At 68.0% G+C, this 20540-nt stretch carries 23 protein-coding genes and 1 tRNA gene; 21 read left to right on the plus strand and 3 right to left on the minus strand.

The window, feature by feature from the left end:
- Positions 1–280 precede the first annotated feature (280 nt).
- The 5 genes from EJC51_RS32645 to EJC51_RS32665 all read left to right on the plus strand — a co-directional run bounded on the left by EJC51_RS32645 (position 281) and on the right by EJC51_RS32665 (position 4541).
- Positions 281–913, plus strand: coding sequence for a DUF6932 family protein (locus tag EJC51_RS32645; RefSeq protein ID WP_244362955.1), 633 nt, complete (start codon positions 281–283; stop codon positions 911–913).
- Positions 910–1881 (plus strand): hypothetical protein, encoded by a 972-nt coding sequence (locus tag EJC51_RS32650; RefSeq protein ID WP_126274348.1) that lies wholly within the window; start codon positions 910–912, stop codon positions 1879–1881. Before EJC51_RS32645 ends, EJC51_RS32650 begins: the two co-directional genes overlap by 4 nt.
- Before the next feature lie 831 nt (positions 1882–2712).
- Positions 2713–3282 (plus strand): TIR domain-containing protein, encoded by a 570-nt coding sequence (locus EJC51_RS32655; protein ID WP_166682927.1) that lies wholly within the window; start codon positions 2713–2715, stop codon positions 3280–3282.
- 340 nt (positions 3283–3622) lie between these two features.
- Positions 3623–3973: a GntR family transcriptional regulator gene (locus EJC51_RS32660; protein WP_341870680.1), complete on the plus strand. Its 351-nt coding sequence runs from the start codon at positions 3623–3625 to the stop codon at positions 3971–3973.
- 1 nt (position 3974) lies between these two features.
- The gene (locus tag EJC51_RS32665) at positions 3975–4541 is read left to right on the plus strand and encodes an HD domain-containing protein (RefSeq protein WP_126274351.1); all 567 of its coding nucleotides are present in this window, start codon (positions 3975–3977) and stop codon (positions 4539–4541) included.
- Here the strand turns inward: EJC51_RS32665 and EJC51_RS32670 are convergent.
- Both EJC51_RS32670 and EJC51_RS32675 read right to left on the minus strand, forming a co-directional pair.
- Positions 4529–5002: an NUDIX domain-containing protein gene (locus tag EJC51_RS32670; protein WP_126274352.1), complete on the minus strand. Its 474-nt coding sequence runs from the start codon at positions 5000–5002 to the stop codon at positions 4529–4531. The two genes, EJC51_RS32665 and EJC51_RS32670, sit on opposite strands and share 13 nt — an antisense overlap.
- Before the next feature lie 2 nt (positions 5003–5004).
- Complete coding sequence (locus tag EJC51_RS32675; RefSeq protein WP_166682928.1) at positions 5005–5763, minus strand: phospholipase D-like domain-containing protein; 759 nt, start codon at positions 5761–5763, stop codon at positions 5005–5007.
- Positions 5764–6438: 675 nt separating this feature from the next.
- Here EJC51_RS32675 and EJC51_RS32680 point away from each other — a divergent pair.
- The 14 genes from EJC51_RS32680 (at position 6439) to EJC51_RS32750 (ending at position 18224) form a co-directional block, all read left to right on the plus strand.
- The gene (locus EJC51_RS32680; RefSeq protein ID WP_126274353.1) at positions 6439–6729 is read left to right on the plus strand and encodes a hypothetical protein; all 291 of its coding nucleotides are present in this window, start codon (positions 6439–6441) and stop codon (positions 6727–6729) included.
- On the plus strand, positions 6726–7058 hold the full coding sequence (locus tag EJC51_RS32685) for a hypothetical protein (protein ID WP_126274354.1): 333 nt from the start codon (positions 6726–6728) through the stop codon (positions 7056–7058). The genes EJC51_RS32680 and EJC51_RS32685 overlap by 4 nt, the downstream gene beginning before the upstream one ends.
- Positions 7055–7945, plus strand: a complete 891-nt coding sequence (locus EJC51_RS32690; RefSeq protein WP_126274355.1) for a DUF2637 domain-containing protein — start codon at positions 7055–7057, stop codon at positions 7943–7945. Before EJC51_RS32685 ends, EJC51_RS32690 begins: the two co-directional genes overlap by 4 nt.
- Positions 7946–7961: 16 nt before the next feature.
- Positions 7962–8345, plus strand: a complete 384-nt coding sequence (locus EJC51_RS32695) for an RRQRL motif-containing zinc-binding protein (protein WP_126274356.1) — start codon at positions 7962–7964, stop codon at positions 8343–8345.
- 28 nt (positions 8346–8373) lie between these two features.
- Positions 8374–8862, plus strand: a complete 489-nt coding sequence (locus tag EJC51_RS32700) for a hypothetical protein (protein ID WP_126274357.1) — start codon at positions 8374–8376, stop codon at positions 8860–8862.
- 19 nt (positions 8863–8881) lie between these two features.
- Entirely contained in the window at positions 8882–9418 is a 537-nt protein-coding gene (gene traA / locus EJC51_RS32705) for a plasmid transfer protein TraA (protein ID WP_126274358.1), read from the plus strand.
- 57 nt (positions 9419–9475) lie between these two features.
- Complete coding sequence (gene traB / locus EJC51_RS32710) at positions 9476–11491, plus strand: plasmid transfer protein TraB (RefSeq protein WP_244363492.1); 2016 nt, start codon at positions 9476–9478, stop codon at positions 11489–11491.
- A 169-nt stretch (positions 11492–11660) separates the two neighbouring features.
- A complete protein-coding gene (locus tag EJC51_RS32715) occupies positions 11661–11969 on the plus strand; it encodes a hypothetical protein (protein WP_126274359.1) in 309 nt (102 codons plus the stop codon).
- A 17-nt stretch (positions 11970–11986) separates the two neighbouring features.
- A complete protein-coding gene (ssb, locus tag EJC51_RS32720; protein ID WP_126274360.1) occupies positions 11987–12421 on the plus strand; it encodes a single-stranded DNA-binding protein in 435 nt (144 codons plus the stop codon).
- Between the two features lie 86 nt (positions 12422–12507).
- On the plus strand, positions 12508–13794 hold the full coding sequence (locus tag EJC51_RS32725) for a DNA cytosine methyltransferase (protein ID WP_126274361.1): 1287 nt from the start codon (positions 12508–12510) through the stop codon (positions 13792–13794).
- An 86-nt stretch (positions 13795–13880) separates the two neighbouring features.
- Positions 13881–14795 (plus strand): bifunctional DNA primase/polymerase, encoded by a 915-nt coding sequence (locus EJC51_RS32730; RefSeq protein WP_126274362.1) that lies wholly within the window; start codon positions 13881–13883, stop codon positions 14793–14795.
- Between the two features lie 367 nt (positions 14796–15162).
- Positions 15163–16365, plus strand: coding sequence for a DUF3631 domain-containing protein (locus EJC51_RS32740; RefSeq protein ID WP_126274363.1), 1203 nt, complete (start codon positions 15163–15165; stop codon positions 16363–16365).
- 201 nt (positions 16366–16566) lie between these two features.
- Positions 16567–16758 carry a helix-turn-helix transcriptional regulator gene (locus tag EJC51_RS32745; RefSeq protein WP_126274364.1) on the plus strand — a complete coding sequence of 64 codons (192 nt, stop codon included), beginning with the start codon at positions 16567–16569 and terminating at the stop codon, positions 16756–16758.
- Positions 16755–18224 (plus strand): tyrosine-type recombinase/integrase, encoded by a 1470-nt coding sequence (locus EJC51_RS32750; protein WP_244363494.1) that lies wholly within the window; start codon positions 16755–16757, stop codon positions 18222–18224. The genes EJC51_RS32745 and EJC51_RS32750 overlap by 4 nt, the downstream gene beginning before the upstream one ends.
- A 134-nt stretch (positions 18225–18358) precedes the next feature.
- Here EJC51_RS32750 and EJC51_RS32755 read toward each other — a convergent pair.
- Positions 18359–18430 (minus strand) — tRNA-Arg (locus tag EJC51_RS32755).
- Positions 18431–18537: 107 nt separating this feature from the next.
- Here EJC51_RS32755 and EJC51_RS32760 point away from each other — a divergent pair.
- Positions 18538–19062 (plus strand): response regulator, encoded by a 525-nt coding sequence (locus EJC51_RS32760; RefSeq protein WP_126274365.1) that lies wholly within the window; start codon positions 18538–18540, stop codon positions 19060–19062.
- 235 nt (positions 19063–19297) lie between these two features.
- Positions 19298–20530, plus strand: a complete 1233-nt coding sequence (gene nrtL, locus EJC51_RS32765; RefSeq protein ID WP_208870757.1) for an ArgS-related anticodon-binding protein NrtL — start codon at positions 19298–19300, stop codon at positions 20528–20530.
- The last annotated feature ends 10 nt before the right edge of the window (positions 20531–20540 follow it).

A 20540-nucleotide genomic window follows, 5' to 3' on the forward strand; every position in this document is an offset into this window, starting at 1 on the left:
TCGAACCTGCGCACACGGTTCCGGAGAGCGTGTCCATGATGGGCCCCATGGTGGCTTTGACCTGCCAGGAAGCCGCGAGGGCGTAATGATTACCTCGAATCCACGCGCCACTCACGCATGGGCATACAAGCGAGGGGCACCGTCAGCCACGCATGGCCGTGGCGGTGGCCGCTGCTGAGCGAGGTTGCCTGTGCGGAGCTGTCCTCGCAGCAGAGGACCGAGGAGAGCCCGGAACCTGATGAATCTTGGAGTGTGTGTCAGTGGAGTCGGGTACGGTCTCATGACCACGTTGGTCAGGGAGTGGCTCAGGGGGGGCCTGGTGGACTTGGATTTCAGCGTCAAGGCAAATGGAGTGGAGTTCTTCCTGCCGCCGGGGCGGTTCCATGTTGCTTATGAAGAAGCGCACGCCCTCCTTGTGGAAAATGAGCGGTTCAGGGGATCGGAAACAAGGCCCCAGATCTGGGACGGGTTCGAAGACTACCTGGCTCGCTTCTTCGCGCTTGAGGATCACTTTAGTGATCTTCTGGAGGGTCAGCCATTGATCCATCGTCTATGGCTCGGCGGGAGCTACGTGAGTTCGAAGGTGAATCCCTCGAACATCGATGTGGCGGTGCTGGTCAACGCGCCTGGCGAAGAGCGGATCAAGGGGAAGCCCAGGGCCGGTTGGATGACCCGGGCCTTCGACCGTCATGTCGTTCTGCCGGACTTTCGTGTGTCTAGCCTCCGCATTTCCTACAGGCCGGTTCGGTCTGTGTTCAAGTCCAGGACACTCGCAGCCGAAGACCAGGACTACCTGCGGGAGCGGGGAGCATGGGATGATTGGTGGCAGCGCTGCCGGCCGCCTGGAGCGAAGGGCGCGCCCACGTTGGAGTCGGCTGAGCCTAGGCGCGGGTACCTGGAGGTGGCACCGTGAGCAGTTGGCGGCAGCGTATCCTCGATGACCGTCGCGGCGATCTGGACGCATGGCTTGCGGCGGAAGACACCACGGAGCGAACTGAGGACGACGTTGATTCTGAGCAGCGTGCAAATTGGTTGAGCGCTGTTCGAGAATGGGACCCTGAATCTGCTTTGCCGGAAGAACTTGTTATCCGCCTCTTCGGCGGGGAGGCAGGTTCTGGAGGGTTGCGTTTCGCGGTGGGAAACGCCCTTCTCAAGCCTCTCCAAGACGGGGTCACGGCTTCCTCTGACGAAGATGTAGAGCTCGAATTGGTCGGAGTTTCTGCAGGTAGCACGGTCCTGCATGTCCGCCCTGTTGCTGAGGGGCAGACGTCCACAGTCGATTCGCAATCCGATGGAGGGGAAGGGGAGGAAACTCGACCCACATCGCGGGTCATGAACTCCCTGCTCGACGCTGTCGGCACGTTGGAAGCTGAAGCTGACGTCTCTGAGTGGACGCCAATGCTCTCTAGCCTTTCGCGTGTAGTGAGCGCCCTCGATAAATTTGACTTGTCGATGCAGTTGCGCTGGCTTGATGGTGAAGGCCGTGTGCGCAGCACGTCGTTGACTGAAACTGGCAGGGGCTATCTACGGGAGCTTCGTAAGAGCCACGGAGAGGCCTTTGCGCCTGTGCGTCGTTCGATCTCAGGCCTGGTGACAGAACTGAAGCTCTCAGGAGCGGCTGTGATCAAACCGGCTGCGAGTCCGGCAGTCACGGTCAAGTTTGAACCAGGTGAGATTTCGGCAGTAGGCTGGCGGCTGGGAGAACACGTTAATCTCGTTGTTGAGGAACGACGCAGAATAACACGCCGTGGTGCACGTCCCGTAATCGACTTGGTCTACGTGCAGCCTGAGGAATTTACGCCGGTTGAGGAACTGGAAGGCGTGGAGATTGCGCTCAGAGACTCGGATAATAGGGGTCAGGGTGAGGCGGAATCTGGGTAACTGAACTTACCGGCACCTAGGTGGGGCAGCTCCAATTTGAGCTGTCCCACCTTTTTTGTTCAGACCAACCTATGTTATTGTCGATTACCTTAGCGCTGCCGTGAATGTGAAAGCGGCCAGGCATAGCAGAGTTGCTACGCAATACCGAAACGTGCTGATTGCTGTCCTGAGGTGCTGATGCCGCTGTGAGTGCTGAAGGATGTCTGTCCAAAGTTCCGCCACAGCGTGGCCTAGGATTGAATCTAGGCTAAGGCCTTCGACTTTTCGGGCAAAGTCGCTATGGCCATCAACGGACTTAAGAGTGTCACCCCAGTTGAAGAGGAATCTTGACGGGATCTCGGCTGAGTGTAGGGCGCGGATTGTCTTGCGTGCCGCAATGGCGTTGATCGATCCCCAAAGACTTCGAAGGATGAGTGACAACGTCAAGACTGCTAAGGCTCCGAACGGGATCTCGATCCACAGAGCGCGGGGCGCATCGGAAGTTTGCAGATGATAGTTCACAAGGAGCAGTGAACCTGTTGCTAGAACGGCGTTGGCGCTGAGCAGTACTGATGCTCGAACCGAAGTGGATGACCGCAGCCGGTCGTACCTGTCGATGTGCCATTTCGTCAGTTCCAGTAGGTCTGAACTGGACATCGGATCGCCTGTGCTTTGCCCCTGCGCCGGCAGCCCCGGTCCGCTCTTGCCTGGTTGTGGTTGGTGTGCGCGGGGTGTCCCAGCCATCAGGTTGTCCCCTCTCTTGTTCTCGGGCGCGGCTCGGAGCGGTCGGCTCCCTGTGGATCACTCCAATTTCATCGGTCGATTAGCCTAGGGGATCGCAGGGTGAAAGGCGTGATCTTCACTGAAGAGCGGGCGGATCGTTCATGTGCGAAATGGGATGAAGTGGCTGAGATATTCATCAACTACCGCAAAGAGGGCGGGGCGTATGCGGCCGCCCTGCTTGACGAATTGCTGTCAAGTCGCTTTGGTGAGCGTCACATTTTTCGAGCGGCTAGGTCTATCGCGCCAGGATCGGACTACTCGGAGTCCATTCTTGAAGCTGTGGCTGGGTGTGCGGTGTTGCTCGTGATCATAGATTCTGAATGGCTGGACAGACTTAACCCCGAGGCCCGTGACTCCACCCCTAGGAAAGACTGGGTCTTGCGAGAAATAGAGGAGGCGTTCAAGTGGGAGCGAACGGTGGTCCCTGTGCTGTTGTCCGGAGCTGAATGTTTGGATGAGGGTAAGCTCCCCCAAAGCTTGGCTCGTGTTGCCCGGCTGCAATATCTGCGATTTGACTATCGAAACATTCGGCAGGATGTCAATTTTATTGCTGAGCAGTTGAGCAAGGTCTGCCCCCCGCTTCAAAATGTAGCGGAAGGGGCCGACCGTGAAAGCATTTCGCCCCGCCGTTTGCATTGAACAGCGGAGTGGAACGGTTCCAACGGCGATGGACCGTCAGGTGGCGATCGCATCTCGGAGGGCCAGACGCTTCGACGATCGTATGGGTGGGACACCGTACATCCCGCTGCCCTAACTGGTTGGGTAGAGCAGAGTCCTAACCGGAGGGCAAGACGCGTGGGACACTTTGGGGGCAGACACGACGTGGCAGGCTTGAATTCGACGACGGGCGAACAGGGAGGGGGAGCGAGTGTCGCAACAGGTCAACCCTCGGGGGACCTTCTTGCAAATCGCGGAGGCGGTTAAGGCCCGGATTGAGGCGGACCCTCAGATGACACAGCTCCCGGCCGCCGGAGACCTCATGCGCGATCACGGCGTCTCGCGCGGCGTGGTGCTCCGTGCCTTCAAGGAGCTTCAAGCGGATGGGGTAGCTGAACCGGTGCGGGGCGGCCGGTGGCGGGTAGTACGCCAGGGCGAGCACGTCGACCGGCGCCCGCTGGACGAGCGCATCGCCGACATCATCGCGACCGAAGGGTTCGAGGTCGGGGCCAAGTTCCCTAGCGCGTCTCAACTGATGGGCAGGTTCAAGGTCTCCCGACCGACCGTGACCAAGGCTCTCGACAAGCTCGAAGCCGCCGGCTTGCTGGCGAGTGAAGGTCAGGGCAAGGTGCGGACAGTCCGCACTGTGCCGAACCGAGAGGAGCGTTCGTAGTTTGTCGACGTTGACTGAGTGGGCCTACCCCCTCGCGGAATCCCTGCTCGCGGAGCCGCTCCCGCGGCGCTGGCAGCACTGCTTGGGCGTCGCTGAGCGAGCGCGCACAATCGCGCTCGTGCTCGGAGACGATGCCGAACTGCTCGAAGCCGCAGCAGTCCTGCACGACATCGGCTACGCGCCCGACCTGGCCAAGACCGGTTTCCATCCCCTCGATGGCGCCCGCTACCTCCGGGATGTCGCCGGCGCCGACGAACGCGTCGTGAATCTCGTAGCGCACCACTCCTGCGCATGGATGGAAGCCGAAGCGCGTGGCCTGCGGGCGGAGTTGGAGGGCGAGTTCCCCCGCGAGGGCGCGCACCTGAACGACGCGCTCTGCTACTGCGACATGAACACGACGCCGGACGGCACCCCCACGAACCCCATCGACCGCGTCAACGAGATCGCGGGACGGTACGGGCCGGACAGCCTGATCGGGACGTTCATCCGGCGAGCGGAGCCGGAGATCCTCGCGTGCACGTCCCGAGTGCTGGAGCGGGTGTCCGCCGCCAAGCGTCAGCCGATGTAGGGCGTCGGACGCGTCCGGTCCATGGCGTGCTCGATCCGGAGCCGCATCGTGGGGTGGACGTCCAGCTTCTCCAGGTCCGCTGGGTCGACCCAGCGGACCTGCGTCGTCTCGTTGCTCGTACGGACCGCACCGCCGACCGGCCGCGCGCGGAAACAGATGCTGAACTGCTGCCGGATCTCCCCGTCGTCGTACTGCATCACGTGGCCGGGGTCCGTGTAGATCCCGGACATGTCGACGACTTCCGCCTTGATGCCGGTCTCTTCCCAGACCTCACGCACCACGGTGTCGCTGATGGACTCCCCGACATCGTGCCCACCGCCGGGCAACGCCCAGCGTCCGTTGTCGGACCGCTGGATCATCAGCACTTGGCCCGCGTCGTTCTGTACGAACGCCACGACGGACGGCACGACCGAGTTGGCCGGCGGAGCGTCCGGGTCGTGCAGGTAGTCGATGCGTCCCATGCTCAAGCTCCCGTGATGTCGCGTTCTGTCACTGGCCTGGCGCCTTCCCAGGTCTGCTGAACGCTATTGGCGAAGGTGTCGAACAGACCGCCTCCGGGGAGTCGCCGCAGGTGGAAGACGGGTGCCATGTAGGCGCCGATGCCGTAGACGTGCGTGTTGGCCAACATCTCGTCATCGGCACGGTAGATCGAGTTGTAGAGCACGGTGTCGTGCAGGCGGAATTCGATGTCCGGGTGGCTGGTGAACAGCGGTTGGTAGTTGACCAGCGCATTACGGATCTTGCCGTCCATGATGCGATGTCCCTCGTCGATCCCCCGCCGGATGACGGCTTCGCACTCTGGGTCGCCCATGAGCACCCGGATACGGACGCCGCTCTCAGACTTCTCCTTCAGTGTCGAGAAGAAGAGTGGGTCCTCTGCCAAGTAGATGCCGGCGTACACGAGGATGTCGATGCGCTCGGTGGCCCGCTCGCACATCTCGCGCCAGAGGGGCGACGGCACTGTGTGTCGATGCGGGTAGACGGTGACGATCTCCGCCTTGCTCATGTCGGCTGCGGAGTCCTGCGTTCGGGAGTCGTCCCACAGCATCGTCACGTCGACCTGGAGGGCCGCCGCCGTTGCGTACTGGTGGCGCCGGTACGGCACTTTGCCCTGCGTGATCCAGCGCTCCACCGTCTTCGGGTTGACGTCGATCGCGTCAGCCAGGCTCTGGACAGTCATGCTCCGGGCCAACAGGGCCGACCGTAAGCGCTCGTTGGACATCTGTACCCCCCGAGGGACGTCTAGGGACTTCTTGACCGTAGCCAGAACTCCCCGAGCTGTCCACGTAAGGGGTGACCAACTCCCCTGACCTGCACCGATTCTGATGGTGCACCAAGAAGTCCCGGTGCGAAGCCCAAGAGGTTCCGTCGAAGTGCTTGACGGAACCCAATGCAGTACCTGTAAAACAGGTACTGCATCACCGAACGTCCGGAGGCCCCGTGAAACGGGTCGAAGGAAACGTCTGTGCCTTGACAACTCCACAGCGTGCCAAGTCGACGGGGTGAGGTTCCCCGTCCCCGCGGCGGCCCGGGTGACGGCCGTCGGCGGCCACTTCCCCGCGCACCGGCTCTGGAGAACAGTCCTCGGGATCACCCCTTCCTCACGGGAGGTCAACCCGGCGGATGCCACCTGGTGCGCGCCGCCCTGCTGGCGTCAGAGCAGCGACGATGACGCGCCCGACCTACCAGCTCGGGACCGGCCCGCCGTGGCAATGGCGGGCCGGTGAAGCTGGTCTCTCTTCTCTCGCCCCGCTGGTCTGCATGTCCGGGTTCGACTCCCGGTCGGGGCACTCCGGCCCGCCGCTTCTACGGCGTTGGCCGCTTCTCGGGCTGGCCGCCCTCTCGCCAACGTCTCGCGGCCCCGGCTCTCTCCATCCCTTCGACTCAGGAGTACGCCATGCGTATCCGCAATTACGTCTCCGGCCACCGGGCCGACACGGCGCACGACTTCCTCGAACTGGCCCTTGGTACCCCCGTTGAGCTGTGGCTCGGAATAGAGGGGGAGAGCGAGGAGGAGCGCGCGGCGCGTCTGGCCGCGGCTCGCGACATCCTCGCCGACGATCCCGAACTACCGGACCGCGCGGTGCAGGTGGCCGCCAAGGCTCTGGACGACGCAGGACTGCTGCGGCTGACGCCGCTGCCCACCGCCGCCCTGCGCCGCAGCCTGCGGACGGGGGCCGCCGCGTGAACACGAACCAGACGCTGGACGGCCTGGCCGCGCCACTGCGCGCCCTGCGTCTGCTGGCCGCCGACTTCGGGTACCTGCCCGTACCGACTGTGAGCATCTCGCCCATCTACCCGGACCGGTTGGAGCTGTCGTTCCACTCCGGACTGCCCGACTTCGAGGCCTGGCGCGAAGCGCTGGAGGCCGCCCCGGGGGCCGTCGACTACCACGTGCAGCGCAACGGCGGTACGGGCGTTCTGCGCGCGGTCGCCGCGTACGCGGGTGCCGAGCTTGAGCTGTACGGCTACTTCGACGTCGTGACTGCGATGCCGGCGGAAGCGGGTGCGGCATGACCACCCCAGCTCACGTCGACGCCTTGCCGACGCCCGTCGAGACACCATCGACGCCCGTCAACGTAGACCGTGCCATTACGGCGCTCGCGTCGGTGCTCACGGTGGTGCTGACCGCGGTGGCGTTCTGGCTCTCGTACGAGCACTTGCAGGAGGTTGCCGCGCGGCACGGCATGGCGGAGGCGGTGGCCCGCTCGTGGGCCTGGCCCGCCACGGTGGACCTGTTCATCGTGATCGGGGAGCTTCTGATCCTGCGTGCCTCGCTCGCCCACCGGGTCGACTGGTGGGCAATCGCCCTGGTCACCGCCGGGGATGGCGCCTCCATCGCGCTGAACGTGGCCGGGGTCGGCCAAGACGCGAACGCCCTCGACTACGTGGTCGCTGCGGTCCCGCCGGTGGCGGCCCTGCTGGCGTTCGGTGCGTTGATGCGGCAAGTGCACGGCTACCTGACCCGGCGGACGATGACGGGCGTCGCCCCGGCGTCGACGGGCGTCGAAGCACCGTCGACGCCCGTCATGGGGAGCGTCGACGCCCCGCTGCCCGCGCCGCCCGCGACCCCCCTTGCCGAGTTGGCCCCGGTGCCTTCCGCTGGCCCGGAGCCGTTGACCGCGGTGGCTGCGTCGACGCCCGTCGACAAGGAGGTGTCGCCCGTCGCCCCGGCGTCGACGGCCGTCGATCTGTGCATGCCGGTGGTGTACGCGAACCGGGTCGACCAGTTGGTCCGGGCGCTGTACGGCACCGACTTCACGCAGCCGAGTACGGCCCGCATGACCATGGCGATGGCCGGGGCCGGACTCGGGGCGTCGGAGTCGACGGCCCGCACCGCGCGTAGCCGGGTCAGGGCCCGTGAGCCGTACCTGGCTGACTTCCCCACGGCACTGGCCGGTTGAGCGGGAGGACGCGGTCATGTCGCTCGCGTTCGCCAAGTGCTTCGACCCCAAGGGCGCCCGCTTCGGGATACCGACGTTCCCCTGGCGGTGCGCTCCCGATGGCTACGCCACTCTCCGCCAGCTGAGAGCGCGCGGGCTGCGCCCCGGCGGTCAGCCGGTCGCCGCGCAGGTCCTGCGCCCGCGCTACCGACGCGGCCCGCTGGTCGCCTACCTCTACCGGCTTGACCGGGCCAAGCCCGTCCGGCCGATGACGCCGGCCAAGCGTGCCGCGCTGGCCAAGGCCAACGCCGCACGGCGTACCTGCCCGCAGTGCCGCACGGACGCGGGCTACGTCATCCCGGTCTCGCTCGGGGTGTGCGTGCCCTGCGCCTATCCCGACGACGAACAGCGCGCCGCCTGAACTTCCCCTTCGAGCAAGGAGTTTCGCTGTGCCCAGTCGTACCCGCACCCGCCGCGCCGCGGGTGTCACCACCGTCCGTCTCCCGCGCCAGCGCGGACGCCGTTCGCAGCCGTTCGTGGTCGTCGTGCCCGAACAGCCCTCTCTGACCCGAGAAGCCCTCGGCCTTGTGGGAGGCGCGCTGTGGAAGGGCCGCCACGCGCTTGCCCCGACCGGCATCGCCGTTCTGGCGTTCGCCCTCACGGGCCTGTTTCACGTGCTCTCGCCCTGGTCGGCCCTGATGCTCGCGCCGCTGGTCGCGGGCCCGGGGCTGTGGCTGGGCATCGTCCAGCGCCGCCGCCCCGGCCACGGCTCCACGCTCGCCTGGCGCATCGGCCTGGCCGTGTTCGGCACGCTCGCGTTCGCGTGGACGGCGCTGGCGGCCGGGATCGGCCCGTTCGCCGGGTCCTTGCCGCTGGTCTGGCTGCTTGCCCTGATCGCCGCCCAGACCGCCTGGCTGATCGTCCGCCGCACCCGGTGACCCGAGGAGACGTCGTCTGATGGCAAACGCTACGCGTAACGGTGCTCGCCCCACTGGCGCCGACAAGGGCAACAAGTTCGCCAACGTGGGTGCTGCGGCCGGGGGGTTCGTCGGCGCGATGGGCGGCTCGTTCGTCCCGCCGATCAACGTCACGGTCAACAACAACCGGAACTCGTCCGGTGGGGGACACGGTACTCGCGCCCAATCCCTTCTGCCCGCGCCGGAGTTCAACTCCCCGGCGCAGGTACGCAACTACTGCAACACCCTGCGTGCGGCTGGCGTGACGCTCTCCATTGAGGTGGCCATGGCCGCGGAGATCCTCGAAAGCATCCTCGCCTCTGTGCCCGACCCGGAAGGACGGCCGTTCGGCTCGCGCATCCGGGCCCGGAAAGTGGCCCGAAAGATGCGCAAGTCCGCTGACGGCATGCGTGACGCCGCAAAGAACGCCGCCGCCTGCTACGCGACCTTCCAGCAGGAGTTCGAGGAAGAGATCAACCGGGTGCGGCACCGTGCCCGTCGCCCGCAGCAGCCGGTCATGAACTGGGCTCAGCAGTAAGGAGGTCGGGCTATGGCCCGTTCGCAGAACCAGATGACCGCCTACTACCCGGACGGCATGCAGGGCATGGTGATGGACCCCCACGGTGGGCCGGAGAACGGCACCGTGCGGGCCTATCTGCTGCACCGGGCCAAGCCGCACCTTCCGCCGTGGCTGGTCTGGGGCGCCGCCGGGGTGGCCGGAGCCTTGGGGCACTGGCGCTGGCCCGACAGTGCCGCCGCTGGCGTCGGCCTGACCCTCACGTCCGTGGCGCTGGCCGGCGGCACGTGGCTGGCCGGGAAGGCGGCCAGCACGCAGCGCCGCATCCACTCGGCCATCACGGTCGCGGCCGGGTCGGCATGGGTGACCGCAGCCTGCCTGGCCGGACCCACCGCCGGACCCATCGACGACCTGTACCTGATGGGCGGCCCCGCGCTGGCCCTCTCGTGGAACGTGCGCGTCGTCCTGCGCCACAACACCGAAGGGCTGGTGGCGAGTTCAGACGGTGGCCTACTGGCGAAGGTCGGGCTCGCACGGGCGCAGATCGGTGCGGCGAAGGTGGAGCCGAACCGGGTCACGGCGCCGCTGGCATTGGAGCCGGGAGAGCAGACCAACGAGGACGTGGCCAAGGCCTTGGCCCGGATCGCGTCCGCGCTAGACCTGCCGCGCTCCGCTGTCCGCTACACCCCCGACCCTAGCTCCGAACGCCGCGGCGACCTGGTGATCGTGCCGGAGGACATGCTCGCGGAGGTGGTGGAGTGGGAGGGCCCGTCGAACCTCGGCGGCTCGATCGCCGACCCGCTCGTTCTGGGCCGGTACGACGATGGCGCCCCGCTAGTCATCTGGCTCCCGGGTGACCCGGACGCGGGCCGCAACTCCACGCATGTCCTGGTCGCGGGCGGCACCGGATCGGGCAAGGGCGACACCGCCCTGAACCTGCTCACGGAGGTGCTCTCACGCCGGGACGTGATCGTGTGGTTCTCCGACCCCAAGGCGTTCCAGGACTTCGCGCCTCTGCGGCCGGGTCTGGACTGGGCCGCGGAGGGCGGGACGCAGACGGAGATCCTGGTGGCGGCCGTCGAAGCTGCCATCCCCGCCCGTACCCGCTGGCTGGGTGCCCACGGCTACCGCCAGTGGGTGCCGGAAGCGGCCCAGGTGCAGAACGATGCCGCGCACTCCTGCCGCAGCGACGGCACGGCGTGCGGCTGTGCGGGGATGCCGTTCCTGGTGGCGTGGTTCGAGGAGGCCGCCAACACGCTGCGGAACATGGGCGACGACGCGTTCACCGGCATCGCTCAGGAGGCCCGCTCCGCGGGGATCTCGCTGATCGTGTCGTTGCAGCGCCCGTCGTACGACCAGATGTCCACCTCCACCCGCGCCTCCCTCCCGTCCGTGATCGCACTCGGCTGCGACCCGCGAGACGAAGGGTTCTCGCTGCCCGATGAGGTGCTGGCCGCGGGTGCCCACCCCGGGGCGTGGGGCAACCGGCGCCCCGGCTACTGCTATGCGGTATCGCCCGGCATTCCCGAGGACCGGTACCCCTCGCCGGGCCGCACCCGCCGCTTCACCCTGCGGGCCGTGCCGGTCATGGAACGGCTCGCTGCGTGGGCGCAGCACAACGGCGCATCCGCCGACCCGGTCACCGCCGGCGCCGCGTCCAGCGTCGCGGGTCGGGCCTACACCGGCCGCACCGCTCCCGGCGAGGAGCGCACGGCGCTCACGGTCGTCGACGACGAGGGGGACGACATGCATCACGGTGGACTCCTGGTCGACCCCGAGGACGCGCACATCGACCCGGAGGAGGAACTGCCCGACGCGCAGGAGGGCGACGACGCCCCCATCTTCGGGCAGGAGACGGGACACAAGCCGTCCCCCGAGGAGGCTCGTCGACTGTTCGCCTCCGCGCTCGCGGAGTTCGAGTCGAACGGCCTGATGATCATCGGCCCGAAGGACTTCATGGACTGGTGCGACCGGCACCACCTGTCCCGTTCCTGGGTGTCCCTGCGGCTCAAGGAAGCCGCGGAGGAGGGCCGTCTGGAGGCGACGAACACCACCGGCCGGTGGCGCATCGTCCCCACCGCGACGGCCGCCTGATACCCGTAACGCGTTACGGCCGCCTAACACCCAAACCCCTAGGCAGACGCGCGTGTTACCCGCCTTAACAGCGGCCGCTCACGCTGCCTAACACCTGCACGTAACACCCATCCGCACGGGCCCGCACACCTTCGTGGTGCGGGCTCGCGGCTTACCCGAGGGAGCCCTCATGTCCCACCGTGACCCGCCCGGGATCATCGCCCCGCACATCCCTGCCGACGACTGGCGCCGCGCTCAGGCCACCGGGCAGCCGGTCGTTGTCGTCGTGCACGACCGCACCCCGAACGACCCCGTATGGCGTCGCTGCCTGATCCCCTTCGCGATCGCGGGAGCCGTCGTCGTGGGTGGTTGGGGACTGGTCTTCGCCCTGTGCTGGCTGCTCGACACGGCCGCGCACACCGCGACTGTCATCGCCGGTGCCGCCGGCCCCGTGAGCGTCGGCGGCGTCTCTCTCAAGCTCTTCGGCTCCAAGCGCTGAGCCGGGAAGGAACGTTCATGTCGTTCGGAGAAACCCAGATCACGATCGTCGGCAACCTGACCGCCGACCCGGAGCTGAAGTTCACCGACTCCGGCCAGGCACTGGCCAAGTTCACCGTCGCCGCCACGCCGCGCACCTTCGACCGCGAGACGAACCAATGGAAGGACGGCACGTCCACGTTCTTCCGCTGCGCCGCCTGGCGCTCCCTCGCCGAACACGTCGCCGAGTCGCTCACCAAGGGCTCGCGTGTGGTGCTGTCCGGCCGTATCCGCCAGCACAACTGGCAGACCGAGGGAGGCGAGAACCGCTCGATGCTCGCGGTCGAGGTCGACGACGTCGGCGCCTCGCTCCGCTTCACTACCGTCGCGATCAACGGCAAGTCCGGCAGCAAGCCGGACGCCTCCGGCGACCCGTGGAACACCGCGGGCGGCGGGGACAAGCCACCGTTCTAGATACGCCCGGGGCGGTCGCCCTCTCGCCAAAGAATCGCGACCGCCCCGGCTCTCCCGTCCCTTCGACAGAACCGGAGACCTCCGGCATGGCTTATCCCACCTCCGCGCCGCCGGAGGGCGGCAACATCAGCCTGTGCACCGGGTCCGGTGCGCTGGACCTGGCCGTGGAAGCCGTCACCGGCCTGCCCACGATCCTGGTCGGCGAGAAGGACCCGGCCGCCTCCCGCCTGCTGGCCGCCCGCCTGCCCGGCGCCCGCAACCTGGGTGACATCACCACCGTCGACTGGCCCGCGCTCGCCGCATCGGTGCCGCGCCCGGCCGCGTTGACCGCCGGGTTTCCCTGCCAGGACATCTCCAACGCCGGACCTCGGGGAGGGATCGCCGGTGACCGCTCGGGACTCTGGAAAACCATCGCCCACGGAGCCATTCGCCACCTTCGACCTCGACTCGTCTTCCTGGAAAACGTCGCCGCCCTCCGCTCCCGGGGACTCGACGTCGTCGCCGCCGACCTGGCCGCGCTCGGGTACGACGCGCGGTGGATGTGCCTACGCGCTGGAGATCCCGAAGTCGGCGCCTGCCACCGCCGCGACCGCTGGTTCGCCATCGCGTATCCCGCTACTGAAGACCCCGACCTCACAGTTGGGACGGAACGGGGGACCGCAGCACCCGGACAAGCGCAGGGCGGGCGGGCACGGGCCGACGCTGGAGGACGAAGTGGTCTTCTTGCTGCCACCGGCCAGGGGTTGAGGCTGCTGCCCACCCCGGCCGCCGCCGACGGCACCGGCGGCCCCGGGTTCTCGCCTAAGCGGCAGGGAGGTATGAACCTGCGCACCGCGGTGACCCTGTTACCGACTCCGGCCGCGCGGGACTGGAAGTCAGGTGCCTCCAACCTGATCGGCATCAACTCCCGCCCCCTCAACGAGGTCGTGGTCAACCTGCTGCCCACCCCGACCGCGAGCCGCTACGGTCGCAACCGGTCCACATCCGAGGGTGCGAGCTCGCGACCGTCGATCGAGTACCTGGCCCGCGACCTGGCCGCCGACTCGCGGTGGGTGGCCACCAACGGCACCGACTACGGCCCCGCCATCCGCCGCTGGGAACAGGTGCTGGGACGACCCGCGCCGGAGCCGACCGAGCCGGGAACCAAGGGCAACCGCCGGCTGTCCCCGGCGTTCGTGGAATGGATGATGGGCGCCGATCCCGGCTGGGTAACCGGCACGGACCTGGGACTGTCCCGCTCCGACCAACTCAAGATCCTCGGCAACGGCGTGGTCATCCACCAAGCCAGCCTCGCCTACAGGACGCTGCTCGCCGCCGAAGGGCCCCAAGCGGCCGACTCCGCCCCTGCGCAGCTTGCCCTGGACATCGCCTAACGACGCCCGGGGCGGTCGCCCTCTCGCCAAAGAATCGCGACCGCCCCGGCTCTCCCGTCCCTTCGACAGAACCGGAGACCTTCAGCATGCCCCAATCCGCCCTACCCACGCTGCTCTCCGCAGCGTTAGAAGCCGCCGCACGCGGGTGGTACGTCCACCCGCTCCGCCCCGGCGGCAAGGCGTCCGCCCTGCACGGCGAACGCGCCTGCCCCCGTGCCGGCGAGTGCGCCGAGGCGCACGTGAAGTGGGAACAACGCGCCACCACCGACCCCGACCGCATCCGCGCCGCATGGGGTGCGGGCGCGTACAACGTCGGCATCGCCACCGGCCCCTCCGGCCTGGTCGTCGTCGACTTGGACGTGCCCAAGGAGAAGAACGGGAAGGGCAGTTCGGACGCGCCTAACGGCGCGACGTCCTTCTTGGCGCTCTGCGAGCGCGCCGGACAGGCGTGGCCCGCCACCTACACGGTGCGGACGCCGTCCGGCGGCATGCACCTGTACTTCACCGCCCCGCCCGGAGTACATCTGCCCTGCACGGCCAAGACCGTGGCGCCCAACGTCGACACCCGCGCGTGGGGCGGCAACATCGTCGCCGCGTGCAGCGTCACCCCGAACGGGATGTATGAGGTGGCCGACCGTGCGCCCGTGGCAGAGCTGCCCGCGTGGCTGCTGCATCGCCTCCGGCCCGCGCCGACACCGGCCGCGGCGCCTGCCCCGCTGCTGATTCCGGGTGGGGCCACCCGACGCGCCACGGTGGCACTAGAACGGGAGGCCGCGCGGGTCAGCAAGGCACCGGAGGGGCAGCGCCATCACCTCCTGCTCACCCGCACAATCGCGATCGGACGCTTCGTCGTCTGGGGTGAGATCACCAAAGACGTGGTCGAGGAGGCATTTGGGGCGGCCGGTGAAGCGGCCGGACTGCCGGCGGCCGAGTGCCGCGCGACGATCCGCGACGCGCTGGCGTACTCCGCCCGTACCTGCCGCGCCCGGGAGACGGCATGAACCACATCCCGCCCCGCCCGCAGCCCAAATGCCTTCCCCACGCCGTTCAACGGCCGGACTCCGCCAACCGCGCGGCAGGACCGACCCCGGCGTGCGGCCAAGAGGAGGTCGCCCGTCAGGGCGTCCTTTCAGCCCTTCCCGCCGACCAGTCCACGAGTTCCCCACCGCCCGGTGACGGGCGCTTCGCCGTGGCCCTCCTTCACATCCGCGCGCCGTACGGCGCCACCCCCACGGCCACCTCGAAGTGCCTGTGCGGCCGAGACCGCAGCGCCATCGGCCGCCGCAAGGTGCTTGCCCTGATTGCTGACCACACCGCCCATCGAGACGTCTGCCCGCTCCGCACCACCCAGGAAGGGAGGAACGCTGCATGACCAGCACCAACCCGCCCGCCCCGTCCATCGACGGTGCCGCGCTGTTCGACGACGTCGAAGCGTTCCACCGCCGCTTCAACATCTTCCCCAGTGAAGCTGCCTACGTGGCCGTGACCCTCTGGGACGCGCACGCCCACCTGCTCGACTGCTTCGACTCCACGCCGCGCATCGCCTTCCTGTCCCCTGAGCCGGGGTCGGGTAAGTCCCGCGCACTGGAGATCGTGGAAACCCTGGTGCCCAACAAGATGTCTGCGGTGGACGCGTCGACATCTGCGCTCTTCCGCGCGGTGTCCGGTATCGAGGGTGAGCGCCCCACGATCATCTTCGACGAGATCGACACCGTATTCGGCCCCAAGGCCGGAGAGAACGAGCAACTCCGCGGCTTCCTCAATGCCGGACACCGGCGGGGGCGGCTCATGTACCGGTGCGTCGGCGATGGCGCCAACCAGACTGTTCAGGGCTTCCCGTCCTACGCCGCCGTGGCCATGGCCGGACTCGGCTCGCTGCCCGACACGATCCTGACGCGCTCGGTCATCGTCCGCATGCGCAAGCGCGCTCCGAACGAGAAGGTCGAGCCCTACCGCGAGCGCATCAACGAGAGGGAAGGGCACGCCCTGCGGGATCGCCTCGCCGAATGGGCGGACACCGTGCGCGAACAAGTCGCCAGCGGGTGGCCTGAGATGCCGGAGGGCATCACGGACCGGCCCGCCGACGTCTGGGAACCCCTGCTCGCGGTTGCCGACGCGGCCGGCGGCGCTTGGCCGGAGCGCGCCCGTCTCGCCTGTGTGGAGTTGGTCCGCGCGGCACAGGACAACAGCGAAACCTCCCTCGGGGTCCGCCTGTTGACCGACCTCCGCGACCACGTGTTCAACGGTGCCGATCGTGCCCCCACGGCGGTCATCCTGGACCGGCTCAACAGCCTCGAAGACGCCCCCTGGGGTGACCTCAACGGCCGGCCCCTCGACTCCCGGCGGCTCTCGCGCATGCTCAAGGAGTACATGCAGGCGGACAACAAGCCGATCAAGGCCCGCAACATGCGGACCGCGGCCGGACTGCTCAAGGGCTACTACGCGGCTGACCTGCGCGACGCATGGATGCGTTACTGCCCGCCGCCGCTTCCGCCCCTCCCGGCGTCCGCTACATCCGCTACACCGGCCACGCCCGACGCTGAGCCGCTTCTGACCAGCGTCAACGCGTAGCAGACCGACCACTTACCAGCCGCTACACCGCCCTCCCGGGCCGCTACATCCGCTACATCCCCGGGGCGGTGTGGCGGCTCTATCCGCTACACGCTACGCATCCGCTACACGAAACAGGCCCCTGACCTGCGATGTAGCGGATGTAGCGGATGTAGCGGACCTGGGGGAGGGCAGGCGTAGCCAGGGCGACGAGGAGACAGCGTGGGCAAGCCGCGCGACGAACTGCTCACCATCCCGCAGGTAATCGAAGAGATCGGAGTTCCCCGGGCCACCTTCTACCGGTGGCGCTCGTGCCGGAAAGGGCCGAAATCCATCAAGCTCCCGAGCGGCGCAGTACGGATTCGTCGTTCCGAACTCGAACGCTGGCTGACCTCGTTGGAGGAAGCCGCGTGACGAGTAACAACCCGGGGGCCGGACAGATCAACAGTCCGGCCCCCGAGGGGTTTTCCTTCGACGTGCGTCTCTGGAATATCACCAAGGTGCAGAGCAAGACCCGGCCGCATCAGCTCCGTTGGAAAGTCGGCGGGAAGGTCAGTAGTGCCACCTTCGCGACGATCGCACTCGCGCAGAGTCGGCGTTCCGAACTCTGGCAAGCCATGCGCCGGGGCGAGGCTTTCCGGATCAGCGACGGGTTGCCGGAATCGGAGGTACGGCGAGCGGAAGCCGCGGAAGCGGCGAAGAACGCAGCGAAGGAGGACCCCACTTGGTGGGACTTCTCGCGCGAGTTCATGAAACGGCGGTGGCGCACCGCCGCGGCGAAGACGCGAGAAGGGTTCGCGGACAGCCTCGCCACCGCGGCTCTGGGCATGATGGGGGAGGGCGCCGACGCACCCGAACTCCGTGTCGTGCGGCGTGCCGTCAGGTGGGCCATCGTGCCGGCGCACGCGAGCGAGGAGCCGCCGCCGGACCTGGAGAAGGCCACGGCGTGGCTGCGGGAGCACTCCCTCCCGCTCTCCGCTCTGGGGAACCGCAGCGTGGCGGAAGACGTCCACTACCGGCTCGCCTACAAGCTCGACGGCAAGTTGGCGGCCAAGGACACCTATAAGCGTCGTCGCCGCTGCTTCAACGCGGCCATGACGTACGCGATTCAGAGGGGGTACCTGGACGAAAACCCGCTCGCTGGATTGGAGCGCCCCTCCACCGCAGCAAGCGGCCCTATCGACCCGCGAGTCCTGATGAACCAAGCGCAGGGGCGAGAGTTCCTGACGGCCGTCTCGTACGTGGGATCGGTCCACAGAAACCGGGGGAGACGTCTGGTCGCGTTCTTCGGCTGCATTCTCTACGCCGCCATGCGCCCCGCCGAAGTAGTGGGGCTGAAGCTGGAGAACTGCCACTTGCCGGACCAGGGTTGGGGCGTTCTCACCCTCCGCGAAACTCGCCCCGTATCGGGGAAGAAGTGGACGGATTCCGGCGAGCGGCACGACAAGCGCGGGCTGAAGATGCGGGACCCCGCCGCGGACCGCCCCGTGCCGATTCCACCCGTCTTGGTGGCCATGCTCCGAGCGCACGTGAAGGAGTTCGGCACGGCGGCGGATGGCCGGTTGTTCCAGAACGAGCGGGGCGGTCTGGTCGGCACGTCCAGCTACTGGCGCGTCTGGCAGGAGGCGCGACAGTACGCCTTCCCGCCGTACAAGTACGCGTCGCCGCTCGCCCGGAGGCCCTACGACGGCCGCGCCACCTGCATCACGGACTGGCTCCGCTCGGGCCTCCCCGTGGCGGAGGTGGCCCGTCGCGCCGGTACCTCCCCGGAGGTCATCGACCGCCACTACGCCGGCTGCGTCGACAACAGCGAGGAGGAGAACAACAGGAAGATCGAAAAGACGATGGGGTGGGCGTCGGCGGACACCCCCGGCGCCTAGCGCATCTCTATCGCAGGTCTATCGCGACCACCGCGAACCAACGACAAAGGGCGGGACCCAGTGAGACTGGGTCCCGCCCTTTTGTGTCGGCATCTGCCCTGGTCAGACCATGATCTAGGTCTATGACCGGCAAGTGCCCACGGCAGGATTCGAACCTGCGCACACGGTTCCGGAGACCGTTGCTCTATCCCCTGAGCTACGCGGGCGTCCGCCGCACTGTGCGCGGCGACGGGTAGAACCCTACCAGCTTCGATGGGGTCTTCATGAACAGGTATTTCCGGCGGTCAGGGGCGGCCCGCGGTCCCCGGTAGGGGTGGAAGTCGGGAAAACCCGGACGCGATGGCCGGTCCCGACCTACTCTCGAGTTGTGCCAGGCGCCTCGGGCCGGGTGCTTGTTGTGGACGACAACAAGGTCATCCGGCAGTTGATCAGGGTCAATCTCGAGCTGGAGGGTCTCGAGGTCGTGACCGCGGCCGATGGTGCCGAGTGTCTGGATGTCGTTCATCAGGTGCGGCCCGATGTGGTGACCCTTGATGTGGTGATGCCCCGGCTTGACGGGCTTCGTACCGCCGCCCGACTGCGCTCCGATCCCCGGACCCGCGACCTTCCCCTCGCCATCGTCAGCGCCTGTACGCAGCACGAGGTCGAGAGCGGCCTTGACGTCGGCGTCGACGCCTTCCTCGCCAAGCCCTTCGAGCCCGCCGAACTCGTACGGCTCGTACGGCAGTTGATGGAGCGCAGGCATGGCGTGGAACAGGCGGACGAGAGCGACGACGCGGTCTTCGACAGCGTCCTCGGCGCCGGTGAGGCCGAGCGGGCCGGGCAGGCGGGCGGCTGAGGCCGAGGTCGCGGTCGAGGCGGAGGCTGATCGGCGATGCCGTCTGCTTCGTGGAGCGGTGGTTCGTGATGAGGGGCCGTGGCTCGTCGGCGGGGTGCGCTCGGCACGGGCCTTGCACGTCTGGAGCGTCCGCCAGGGGGCGTCAGGCTCCACCGCCGTCCACGGGCGTCCACATCCCGGACCATCCGTTAAACCGACTCGCCTACCCACCCCCCTCCTCCCATACGCTGGTCCCGTGACCCCCGTCGAGCTCTCCCGTACCGTGCTGCGCGCGGTCCGTCGCGCTGTCGACGGTGGAGAGCTGAGCGTGACGGTTCCGGGACGGGTCGTCGTCGCGCCTCCCGGGCCCGGCGGCTGCGGTGACTACGCCACCAACATCGCCCTCCAGCTCGCCCGCCCCGCCGGCCGGCCGGCGGACAAGGTCGCCGAGATCCTGCGGGCCCATCTCCTCGACAGCCCCGGTGTCACCGACGTCGTCGTCACCGGGCCCGGCTTCCTCAACATCAGCCTGCGCGACTCCGGCTCCGGCGCGCTCGTCGAGGAGATCCTCCGGCGCGGGCGGCGCTACGGATGGGTGGAGGACGGGTCCATCGGTGAGATCGTCCAGCTGCACGCGCCCCACGAGGTCCGCGCCGTCGTCACCATGGACGCCGTCTCCCGGCTCCTCCGCTCCCAGGGCGCCCTCGTCCGGAACACCTGCGAGGCCCGTCCCGAGCCGGAGTGGACCGACCTCCTCGGCGCCCACATCGACGCCTTCGGCACCCCCGAGACCCCGGCCCCTCTCGACGCCCCCCGCAGCCAGGCAGCCACGGCCACCCCCGTCGCGCCGGCCTCCCGCGACGCCCTCGTCTCACCGGCGCCCGCCCCCAACACCCCCACCTCAACCTCCACCCCCACCCCCACCCCCCTCAACGTCACCATCCGCCCCGTCCCCGCCCCCACCGACCCCACCCCCCTCGGCCGCGACGCCGCCCGCTGGGCCCTGTTGCATCCCGCCGTCCACGACCGGCCCCGTATCACCGACGAGCACCTCGTCCAGCGCGAGAGCAACCCCCTCTTCCGCGTCCGTTACGCCCACGCCCGCACCCGGGCCCTCAGCCGTAACGCCGCCGACCTGGGCTTCACCTCGGAACCAGCCGCGCTCGCCGAACTCACCGCATCCGGCGAACCCGGCGAACCCGGCGAACCCGGCGAACCCGGCGACGTACGGCACGGCCTCACCCCGCTGCTCGCCGACCACCCCCGGGTCCTCGCCCGGGCGGCAGCCGACCGCGCCCCCGACCGTCTCGCCCGGCACCTCGTCACCGTCGCCGATGCCGTGCTCACCCTCCTGCCCGGCGTGCTGCCGCGCGGTGACGAGAAACCCTCGGCCGCCCACCGTGCCCGGCTCGCCCTCGCCGAAGCCGCCGGGACGGTGCTGGCCGGTGGCCTGTCCCTGCTCGGCATCGACGCACCCGACCACATCTAGAGAGCCAGTC

This window comes from Streptomyces aquilus (assembly GCF_003955715.1).
Classification (GTDB): domain Bacteria; phylum Actinomycetota; class Actinomycetes; order Streptomycetales; family Streptomycetaceae; genus Streptomyces; species Streptomyces aquilus.

Coding starts and splice junctions, on each gene's coding strand:
- EJC51_RS32645 (WP_244362955.1), top strand. CDS start 281: ATGACCACGTTGGTCAGGGAGTGGCTCAGGGGGGGCCTGGTGGACTTG.
- EJC51_RS32660 (WP_341870680.1), top strand. CDS start 3,623: ATGCGCGATCACGGCGTCTCGCGCGGCGTGGTGCTCCGTGCCTTCAAG.
- EJC51_RS32670 (WP_126274352.1), bottom strand. CDS start 5,002: ATGGGACGCATCGACTACCTGCACGACCCGGACGCTCCGCCGGCCAAC.
- EJC51_RS32675 (WP_166682928.1), bottom strand. CDS start 5,763: ATGTCCAACGAGCGCTTACGGTCGGCCCTGTTGGCCCGGAGCATGACT.
- EJC51_RS32680 (WP_126274353.1), top strand. CDS start 6,439: ATGCGTATCCGCAATTACGTCTCCGGCCACCGGGCCGACACGGCGCAC.
- EJC51_RS32690 (WP_126274355.1), top strand. CDS start 7,055: ATGACCACCCCAGCTCACGTCGACGCCTTGCCGACGCCCGTCGAGACA.
- EJC51_RS32695 (WP_126274356.1), top strand. CDS start 7,962: ATGTCGCTCGCGTTCGCCAAGTGCTTCGACCCCAAGGGCGCCCGCTTC.
- traA (WP_126274358.1), top strand. CDS start 8,882: ATGGCAAACGCTACGCGTAACGGTGCTCGCCCCACTGGCGCCGACAAG.
- traB (WP_244363492.1), top strand. CDS start 9,476: ATGCAGGGCATGGTGATGGACCCCCACGGTGGGCCGGAGAACGGCACC.
- EJC51_RS32715 (WP_126274359.1), top strand. CDS start 11,661: ATGTCCCACCGTGACCCGCCCGGGATCATCGCCCCGCACATCCCTGCC.
- ssb (WP_126274360.1), top strand. CDS start 11,987: ATGTCGTTCGGAGAAACCCAGATCACGATCGTCGGCAACCTGACCGCC.
- EJC51_RS32725 (WP_126274361.1), top strand. CDS start 12,508: ATGGCTTATCCCACCTCCGCGCCGCCGGAGGGCGGCAACATCAGCCTG.
- EJC51_RS32730 (WP_126274362.1), top strand. CDS start 13,881: ATGCCCCAATCCGCCCTACCCACGCTGCTCTCCGCAGCGTTAGAAGCC.
- EJC51_RS32740 (WP_126274363.1), top strand. CDS start 15,163: ATGACCAGCACCAACCCGCCCGCCCCGTCCATCGACGGTGCCGCGCTG.